Origin of the sequence: Pseudoselenomonas ruminantium, assembly GCF_900142515.1 — a bacterium.
Lineage (GTDB): Bacteria > Bacillota > Negativicutes > Selenomonadales > Selenomonadaceae > Selenomonas_A > Selenomonas_A ruminantium_D.
This window is the reverse complement of the sequence record NZ_FRBC01000016.1, coordinates 33,620-42,344: the sequence shown is the minus strand read 5'-3', so window position 1 is coordinate 42,344 and position 8,725 is coordinate 33,620. Positions and strand designations below refer to the sequence as shown.

Below are 8,725 nucleotides of genomic sequence, written 5' to 3'. Positions count from 1 at the left end.
TGAGTTGTCTTGTCCATTCTTTATTGATGATGTATATCAGAACGTCTTGCTTAGGCTGAACTGCACTCTGAGGCTGTCAACTTTCTTGCCACCCACATCTTTTTTCAGTGGCTTGCCCAAAATCAGATTTGCATGAAAATCATTCTGCTCCCAAGCGATGCCCAGCCCTGTACTCATCAGGGTATCGGCTCCCGAAATCACATAGCCGCCGCTTACCCGGCCATAGTCGAAGAATACCAATCCCTGCAGATATTTCTTCATAAGCGGGAAATGATATTCCGTCCCCAAAGCAAAGCCGCGGTCACCGCCCAAAAAACTTTCCTCATAACCACGCACCGTATTCATACCACCAATATAAAAACGGTTAGCTGTGCTCATATAACTCTTTCCTCCCAGCTGGCTGCTGAAACGGGTAATAAAAGCCGTATCATTTGGCAGCCCCTTACGCCAATACATATTGAGCTGATAAAGAGTCACGTCCTCGCTTTTGCCATCCATCGAAGTCTTGGCCGAACGCATCAGGCCATAGCGATGATAGAAGACCTCATTTTTCCCATAATGAGTGAAAGCCGTATACAGATTATAGCGATGGAGCTTGTCGTCCAGCCAGGTGACCTGACCATTCCCCAAAGTAGTCTCTGATTTCTGATTCAGATACAACAGCCCCAGCTCATACCGCTTGCTGCTGTTCACCACCAGCGGGTAGCGCAAGCCAATGCTATAGGCTGATGCCTTGCCTTCAATCCCCAGAGGCCGCAAGTCACCACGCCGTACATCATTCTGGTTGCCGGTATAATCCATATCCAGTTTCATCCCCTGCCGGCCCACGGGGATACTATACCCCAGATTATATGCCCCTGAACCTTTGCTGCGCAGATAACTGAGCCGCAAGCTGTCCCGAATACCGCTGACACTGCGCCAATTATAAAAGAGTCCATAGCGGAAGCGGCCACTGCTCTCATAGCCATTATTGTCCATATACAAGGTGACATTGTGATCTTTTGGTTCAAAAGCATACAGCACATAATCCGTAGTATCCGGTTTCTCCCCAGCCTGCATCTTGATGCGCAGAGCCATATCATTGGTGCCATTGAAACGCTGCAAGGAGCGATTGAGTTTGCCCGTGTTGGCAATCTGTCCTTCCTGTAAGGGGAAACGTTCCGTGATATAGCGGGTCAGCGTGGATTTGTTTCCTTCCACCCGGACCGTCCCCGTACGGCCCTCCACCAATTTGATCTGCACCACGCCATCATGGATGGTCTGCGGCGGCAGAAAGGCCCGGCAGGTCATATATTCCTTTTGGATATAGGTATTATTGATATTATCGACGATTTTATACAGGTCCTTAATAGTAATGGACTGATTGATATACGGTTTTATGATGGAATCCAGTTCTTCCTGGCTGAGGATGACCGATTGATCGGTTTCGACTTTCTTCAACACAAAAACCAGATCGGATGCAGCAGCCTGCGGCTTATCTTCCGCCTGCCCCTGTACCTTTTCCCCCCGTCTTGCTTCATCTTCCCCTATCTGCTGCGCAATGCGCTCCTGCTCCATGCTCTCCCGGGCCCGTTCCAACTGTACCCCCGCATTGGCAGCTCCGGGCAGTTCCGGGACTGGAGCCGCCTGTGCGCTCAACGGGAAAAATGCCAGCGTTGTCAGGAAAGGCGGCATTATTTTCATCGTCTTTTTAATTGTCAAAAAATTTAAGCTATGATATTTACGCATATAAATCCCTTCTTTACAGATTTTCATCTGTAGCTGAACCTGATTGATAGATGACTATCTGCTAATTGTAACATAGGAAACTTCATAAAACAACGAATGGTTTTATCAATCCATCCATACATTTGCACATTTGTCATGACAACAAAACAGCCCGGAAGCTGAAATTTCTATACCAATCAGCTTCCGGGCGTCTTCCATATATCCTTGTAGATGTCAGGCCAGCGAACTGAACGCATCGGCCAGACGGGCGAATTCTTCCAGACTCAGCGTCTCGCCCCGACGGTTGAGCTCGATACCAGCCTGCTCCATAGCTGGTGCCACCTGTTCCTTGGCAAAGCCGCCGCCCTTGAGGGCATTGGAGAGCGTCTTGCGACGCTGGCCAAAGGCGGCCTTGACCACGCGGAAGAACATCTTTTCATCCTGCACCTCAACAGCCGGAGACTCTCTTACCTTGCAGGCGATGACCACGCTGTCCACTTCCGGAGCAGGGATGAAAGAACGCGGCGGCACATCCAGCACGATTTCTGGCTCGGTGTAATACTGCACGGCCACAGACAGGGCACCATAATCCTTGCCGCCAGGTTTTGCCACCATGCGCAGGGCCACTTCCTTCTGCACCATCGTCACCATATGAGTGATGGGCAGATGGCGTTCCAGCAGTGCCATGAGGATTGGCGTCGTGATATAGTAAGGCAGGTTTGCTGCCACCTTGAAGGGCTTATCCCCCATGATTTCCGGGATGTTGACCTTGAGGATATCACCAGGCACAATGCGCACATTGTCATAGCCTTTGAGCGTTTCGGCCAGCACTGCGGGCAGTTTCTTGTCCAGCTCGACCGCCGTCACATCCGCACCGGCTTCAGCGAGTCCCTGGGTCAGGGTACCGATGCCCGGGCCGATTTCCAGGACGCGGTCACCTTCTTCAATCTCCGCCGCATCCACAATGCCCTGCACGATGCTGGCATCAATCAGGAAATTCTGTCCCAGTTTCTTGCTCATGCGCAGGCCGAACGCCTTGAGGATATGGGTGGTTACCTCCCGGCTGGCAATCTTCGGCTGTATGGCTTTTTCACTCATTTCGCATCCTCCACTTCTTCTGCATTCAATTCGGCTACGGCCCGTTCAAATTCTTCCCGCGTCACGCCATAGTGATTGAGCCGCTTCAAAAAAGTCTTGGCATTGGCAAAGCCCAGACCTAATTTGGCGCCAAGCTTAGCCCGGCGGCTGGCGGCGGCACTCGCCCCGGACAAATCATTCACAATGAGGTCAGCGCCGCTGAAATTGTTGGTCGGCTCCCAATCCATCGTGCGGACTTTCTCCAGCGCCTTGCGGATGGCATCCGGCTTGGCCTGCTCAATGCCGATATCATCGTTGTCCGTGGCATCTTCCACGGGCACAAAAGCATGCTTGGCATTCGGGAAACGCTTGGTCAGATAGGAACGGATCCGCTCTCCTGCCGAATCCGGATCCGTCATGATGATGATGCCGCGCTTCTTATAGGCCTGCTCGATATTCTTGAGGGCCTGTTTCTTCAGATTAAATCCTTCGGTGATGATGCAGTCGGCCTCTACGGCCTTGTCGATGGCCACCACGTCCATCTTGCCTTCCACCACCAAAACTTCCTTTATCATGATAACTCCTTACTTCTTCAACAATGCTTCCACAAGGGCGTAGACATCCTTGTGGATCGCTTCGATACTGCGGGGATCATCCCCTTCATTGCAGATAACCTTATCCCAATCGTACTTTGCCGCCAGTTCCAGATAAGCTGCATGACAGCGGTGCAGGTAATCCGTGTCCCGCTCATGGATATCCTTTTTCGTGGCAGTTTCTTCCGCTCTGGCCGCAATGAGCTTATCGGCCACTTCCGGTGCCATATCGAGGAAAATCACCTTATCCGGCACTGGCAGGCCCATCTTGCCGAACTCAAAATCCCAGAGCCAATCCAAAAAGGCCTCACGTTCGTTCCGTTCCGTGAGCTTGACTGCCTGATGCACCATATTGCTGGTGGTATAGCGGTCAGCCAGGATGATATCCCCGGCTTCATAATAATCCCGCCATTTGCGCTGATAGGAAGCAAACCGGTCTACCGCAAAGAAAGTCGATGCGGCATAGGCATTGACATCAGCGGCCTTGTCACCAAACGCACCTCCCAGATACATACGCACGAGCGCCGAGGAATCATCGGCGTAATCCGGGAACTCAATGCGGTGTACCCTGTGTCCGTCCGCCTTCAAATGGTCATATAGCGCCTTGGTCTGCGTGGCCTTGCCGCTGCCATCCCCAGCTTCGATAATAATCAATCTGCCTTTCATCGCTTCTCCCTCACAACCTGAATCGTTTCCAGTGAATTGTCCGCCGGGCCTACTACCTTTAGTCCCAGCCTCTGCATGGTACGGATATAATAGAGCGCCTCGTCGTCGATCCTGTCCCCCGGTGCCAGAATGGGAATTCCCGGTGGATAGAACATGATCTGCTCAGCTGCCACATAGCCGGCAGCCTCTGCAAAATCCACCGTTTCCCGCCCGGCAAAGAACGCCGCCCGCGGACTGATGCCTCCTGCCGGTATCGGCGGCATCTCCACAGGAAGCGTCAGTTCCTGCGCCCCAGCAAACTGCGCCGCCAAGCCTTGCAGCGCGTTGACCAGAATTTCCACCTGCCTTGCCGTATCCGCATAGGATATGATGAACAGCAGATTATAGGCATCGGAAAGCTCGCACTGTATCTTATATTCGTGCCGCAGGATGGATTCCGCCTGCACCCCGGTGATGCCTAACCCGCGGACACTGACCGTCACCTTGGTCAGATCGAGGTCTTCCCCCGCCGGCAGATGATCTGCCCCAAAGCTCCAGAGCCCCGGAATCTCATTTACCGCCTGCCGCAAGCCTTCGGCCAGTTCCACAGCCCGGCCCACCAAAGCTTCGCCCTGCTCTGCCATCTGCAGGCGGGCAATATCCAGCGAAGCCAATAAAAGCTGATTGGGACTGGTCGACTGCAGCAGACTTGCCGCACTGCGTATCCGCTCCAGATCCACACGGCCTTTCCGGGCCAACAATATGGACGTCTGCGTCATCGAGCCTAAGATCTTATGCGTGCTCTGCGCTGCCATATCTGCTCCAGCATCCAGCGCCTGACAGGGCAACCTGTCGCTGAATCTCAGATGCGGGCCATGAGCCTCATCCACCAGCAGCAACATATTGCGGCTATGAACGAAATCAGCCACCTTGCGCAGGTCAATGGTCACCCCGTAATAAGTGGGATAGACCAACAGCAAAGCCCTGGCCTCAGGATGAGCGTCTGCCGCCGCCACGATATCCTCAACCTGCAAGCCCATGGGAATCCCCAGCTTCCCGTCAATGCGGGGCTGGATGAATACAGGGCTGACACCAGCAAGTATCAGCCCGCCAATCATGGAGCGGTGCGCATTGCGGGGCACCAATACCGTATCCCCGGGCTGCAATGTGCCCATGATCATCGCATGGATGGCACCGCTGGTACCGTTAATCATGAAATAAGCGGCATCAGCTCCATAGAGCGCTGCCGCAAGGTTTTGGGCGTCTTTTATGCACATGGTGGGCTCATGGAGGTCATCCAGTTCCTCCATCAGGGAAACTTCCTCCTTCAAGCCCAATGGGGTAATCAGTTCCTGCAAGAGCGTATGTGCGCCCAGCCCCTGCTTATGCCCCGGTGTATGAAAAGCGAGAGCGCCGTCTCCCGCGTAAGCTTTCATAGCTTCCGCCACCGGCGCTCGCAATTGATTCAATATATCCGTCATTTACTAATCATGCCTCTTTTTTTCTCTGACGTCTTGACCACCTTCACATCTTTTGTCTCCACTTGCGGCTGACGCAGCGGCACACGCAGATGTACCCGGGTTCCCTCCCCTATGGCTGAGGTGATGTTCAGATCGGCACCAATGATCTTCGCCCGTTCCCGCATGCCCATCAGTCCGAAATGACTGGGAATCTCTGCCGCCTCTGCGGCTGGTGACTCACCATCTTCGTTCACAGTCCCCATCCCAAAATCCGGATTGAAACCTTTCCCTGCATCTTCAATAAGCACCGATAACGCAGTCGGTGAGTACAGCATCCGCACCTTGGCATTATCCGTCTCTGCATGATGGCTGATATTGTTGAGTGCCTCCTGCACAATGCGGAAAACAGCGATTTCCACATGTTTCGGCATATCATACACCTTGCCATCCATAGAAAAATCAATCGCCAAAGTCCCGCGGGAAGCGATGCGCCCGATCAACTGATTGAGAGCCGCCACCAGTCCCAGATCATCCAAAGCCATCGGACGCATATCAAAGATAACTTCGCGCACGCTGCCCAGGCAATCCCGCATCTGCTGCCGCAATTCCTGCAAGGTACGCTTAGCCTCATCGGGATCATAATCCACCAGCTTCTCCGCAATGGATGTCTGGAAAATAAGATTGGCCAGATCCTGCGCCGGCCCATCGTGGATTTCCCGGGAAATGCGGTAACGTTCCTCTTCCTGTGCCTTGATGATCCGTGCACCAATGAATTTTTCCTTCTGCACCGCTTCAATCTTCCAGATTACGCCATTGACCTGCGTGCTGAGATAAGAAAGTACAGAACCTACCGCCAGAGCCAGATGCTCTGCCTGTGCCAGCATTACCTGCAGATTGCGCAGACGCAGTTCCAGCTTATCCCGTTGTGCTCTGAGATTCGCTTCCTTCTCCCGTTCCACGCCTAGGGAAACCTGTACGTTCTTCACCGCTTCATAGCTTTCCCGTACCTTTTCCTCGGAATAATCCTGAAAATTACTGCTGACCCTGACCAACCTTTGTTTTTCCTGTTGTTCCCGTTCGGCAAGCTCATCAACCCGGTCAATGGTCTGACGCACTTGTTCCTTTAGATCTGCCAATAGTTTGCGGCTGCTTTCCACCTCTGAGCGGGCAGTCTCGTAGATTTCAAAAATCTGCGACTTGTTATCTTCAATAGTACTGATCGTATTGATTAAAATTTTCTTCAGGGACTGTGCCTGCAGCCCGCCCACATCGGGGGGGAGGCTCCCACTGCGCTGGTCTGCCATATCGTTCTCCTTGATGCCGCTGCTGTACCTTGAGAACCTACTTTTTGCGCTTGCTGAGGAAACGAACTACCAACAACCCTAAAAGGCCGCCAGCCAAAATATACAGATCCGTCAGTTTAAACAGCGCATCCATACCATTCTCCTGCAATTTAGTATAAACTGCCATAACTACCAAAAGCACAACCAATATATTGGTAATGAATTTACCATGATTCCTAATGAACTCTATTTTCTCCACCCTCAATTCCGCATTATACAATCTTACACTTTAAATTATACTAAAAATCAGCTACAGGTCAAGAGTTCATTGTCCCCGCCCTTGCTTTTCTCCTGAAATACCATTAAAATAGAATGGTGTATTATATATCCATTTATATCGAAAGGTGATACGAAATGAGCATTTTTTCGCGTTTTCTGCCCAAGCGTAAGCCGGTAGAAATCAAAAACAATATTCCCAAGGAAAAGGAAAACATCAAAAAGACCTTCGGCATATATTGCCATGGTCATCATGATACGAAAGGCGACAAACTCTGCCCAAAATGCACGGCCCTGCTGGCAACGGTTATGACCAAGATGAACCGCTGTCCCTACGGCATCACGAAACCCATCTGTGACCGTTGCGACCGCGCCGCTGCCTGCTTCGGTGCAAAACAGGCGCAGGAATTCATGACCATCATGAACGGCACCCAGAAGCGCATGTTCCTGTCCCATCCCATGATGGCAATCAAGCACAAGCTGGCCAGCATGGGCGTGGATTATGCCAAATACCAGCAGGCCAAAAAGATCGACGACAAAGTCAAGGCCAAGGAAGAAGCCGCCAAGAAACGCGCCAAAGAACGGAAAGAAAAGAAATAAGGCTCCGGCCGCAACATGACGAAAAGGGGTCACTCCCGATAAGCCAGAAACCATCTGGTTCATCAGGAGTGACCCCTTTGAAGTCTAGCCCAGCACCGCTTTTCAGGCATGCGCTCTGGCTGCATACACAGCCTGCAAGCCTTCCAGTGCCGGCTTTATGCCCGGATTGAGCGACAAGGCCGTCGTGTAACTATTCAGGGCATTATCATAATCCTGCAAAGAATAATAGGCTTTTCCCAGGCCAACAAAAGCATTGCTATCCTTCCGATCCCGCTCCACTGCCAGCTTGAAATCCCGGATGGCCTGCTGATAATCCTGCTTGTTCAGGTAAATGACACCACGGTTGCTATAAGCCGCGCCTTGTGTATCATCCAACCGGATTGCCTGATTATAGTCCGCCAGGGCATCTTCCGTCCGCCCGAGCTGGTTATAGGCCACGCCACGGCTGACCCTGGCCTTATAATGATCCGGCTTGATTGCCATCACCCGGGTAAAATCCGCTATCGCCAGGTCAGTCTTCGACCAGACAGCATATAATTCACCGCGATTCATCCAGGCTTCAGCATAGTCCGGCTTCATCTCTACTGCGCGGGTAAAGTCCTGCACCGCGCCCTCATAAAACGCCGCTGCCTTAGCCGGCTGTTTGTCCGTTCGGCAGCCTTCTGCCATTTCAGCCTGCAAACGGCCGCGGTCATTATAGACCTGCGGAACCTTGCCATCACAGGCAATGGCCTGATTGTAATCTTCCAGTGCCTGCTCTTTCTTTCCCTGCCGCCAATAAGCAGCAGCCCGGTTATGATAGGCCTCTGCATATTTATCCCGCAAATTGATTGCCGCAGTGAAATCCTCGATTGCTTTATCCAGCTCCCCTTTGCGCAAATAAGCAGTCCCGCGATAATGCATCGCTACAGGATTGCCAGGGTCTGCTTCCAGCGCCAGCGTATACTGTGTGATCAACTCATCCGGACTCCAATCCTGATCTGCTGCCAAAACCTGCGGCTGTCCCACCCACAACAAAGCACTGCATATCCCCGCTGACAACAGACAGCGTATTTTTTTTCTGGCCAGCATCTTCTCATCCTCC

Annotated in this window: 8 protein-coding genes; 1 reads left to right on the top strand and 7 read right to left on the bottom strand. The window is 52.3% G+C overall.

Annotated features, from left to right (window positions below; translation table 11 throughout):
• Positions 1-36: 36 nt before the first annotated feature.
• The 6 genes from BUB68_RS08975 to BUB68_RS08950 form a co-directional block, all read right to left on the bottom strand.
• Positions 37-1,728 carry a ShlB/FhaC/HecB family hemolysin secretion/activation protein gene (locus tag BUB68_RS08975; protein ID WP_073090311.1) on the bottom strand — a complete coding sequence of 564 codons (1,692 nt, stop codon included), beginning with the start codon at positions 1,726-1,728 and terminating at the stop codon, positions 37-39.
• A gap of 213 nt (positions 1,729-1,941) precedes the next feature.
• Complete coding sequence (gene rsmA, locus BUB68_RS08970) at positions 1,942-2,805, bottom strand: 16S rRNA (adenine(1518)-N(6)/adenine(1519)-N(6))-dimethyltransferase RsmA (RefSeq protein ID WP_073090308.1); 864 nt, start codon at positions 2,803-2,805, stop codon at positions 1,942-1,944.
• Complete coding sequence (rnmV, locus tag BUB68_RS08965) at positions 2,802-3,359, bottom strand: ribonuclease M5 (RefSeq protein ID WP_073090305.1); 558 nt, start codon at positions 3,357-3,359, stop codon at positions 2,802-2,804. Before rnmV ends, rsmA begins: the two co-directional genes overlap by 4 nt.
• Before the next feature lie 9 nt (positions 3,360-3,368).
• Positions 3,369-4,043 carry a dTMP kinase gene (locus BUB68_RS08960; RefSeq protein WP_073090303.1) on the bottom strand — a complete coding sequence of 225 codons (675 nt, stop codon included), beginning with the start codon at positions 4,041-4,043 and terminating at the stop codon, positions 3,369-3,371.
• The gene (locus tag BUB68_RS08955; protein WP_073090300.1) at positions 4,040-5,503 is read right to left on the bottom strand and encodes an aminotransferase class I/II-fold pyridoxal phosphate-dependent enzyme; all 1,464 of its coding nucleotides are present in this window, start codon (positions 5,501-5,503) and stop codon (positions 4,040-4,042) included. Before BUB68_RS08955 ends, BUB68_RS08960 begins: the two co-directional genes overlap by 4 nt.
• Positions 5,500-6,786, bottom strand: coding sequence for a sensor histidine kinase (locus tag BUB68_RS08950; RefSeq protein WP_073090297.1), 1,287 nt, complete (start codon positions 6,784-6,786; stop codon positions 5,500-5,502). The genes BUB68_RS08955 and BUB68_RS08950 overlap by 4 nt, the downstream gene beginning before the upstream one ends.
• 393 nt (positions 6,787-7,179) lie before the next feature.
• Between BUB68_RS08950 and BUB68_RS08940 the strand changes: the two genes are divergently transcribed.
• Positions 7,180-7,641 carry a nitrous oxide-stimulated promoter family protein gene (locus BUB68_RS08940; protein WP_073090293.1) on the top strand — a complete coding sequence of 154 codons (462 nt, stop codon included), beginning with the start codon at positions 7,180-7,182 and terminating at the stop codon, positions 7,639-7,641.
• 102 nt (positions 7,642-7,743) lie between these two features.
• Here the strand turns inward: BUB68_RS08940 and BUB68_RS08935 are convergent, their stop codons facing one another.
• Positions 7,744-8,712: a tetratricopeptide repeat protein gene (locus BUB68_RS08935; protein WP_178139501.1), complete on the bottom strand. Its 969-nt coding sequence runs from the start codon at positions 8,710-8,712 to the stop codon at positions 7,744-7,746.
• Positions 8,713-8,725: the final 13 nt, after the last annotated feature.

What these genes read in the sequence shown, in the direction of transcription:
- BUB68_RS08975 (WP_073090311.1), bottom strand. Translation starts at nt 1,728, where the DNA reads ATGCGTAAATATCATAGCTTAAATTTTTTGACAATTAAAAAGACGATG.
- rsmA (WP_073090308.1), bottom strand. Translation starts at nt 2,805, where the DNA reads ATGAGTGAAAAAGCCATACAGCCGAAGATTGCCAGCCGGGAGGTAACC.
- rnmV (WP_073090305.1), bottom strand. Translation starts at nt 3,359, where the DNA reads ATGATAAAGGAAGTTTTGGTGGTGGAAGGCAAGATGGACGTGGTGGCC.
- BUB68_RS08960 (WP_073090303.1), bottom strand. Translation starts at nt 4,043, where the DNA reads ATGAAAGGCAGATTGATTATTATCGAAGCTGGGGATGGCAGCGGCAAG.
- BUB68_RS08955 (WP_073090300.1), bottom strand. Translation starts at nt 5,503, where the DNA reads ATGACGGATATATTGAATCAATTGCGAGCGCCGGTGGCGGAAGCTATG.
- BUB68_RS08950 (WP_073090297.1), bottom strand. Translation starts at nt 6,786, where the DNA reads ATGGCAGACCAGCGCAGTGGGAGCCTCCCCCCCGATGTGGGCGGGCTG.
- BUB68_RS08940 (WP_073090293.1), top strand. Translation starts at nt 7,180, where the DNA reads ATGAGCATTTTTTCGCGTTTTCTGCCCAAGCGTAAGCCGGTAGAAATC.
- BUB68_RS08935 (WP_178139501.1), bottom strand. Translation starts at nt 8,712, where the DNA reads ATGCTGGCCAGAAAAAAAATACGCTGTCTGTTGTCAGCGGGGATATGC.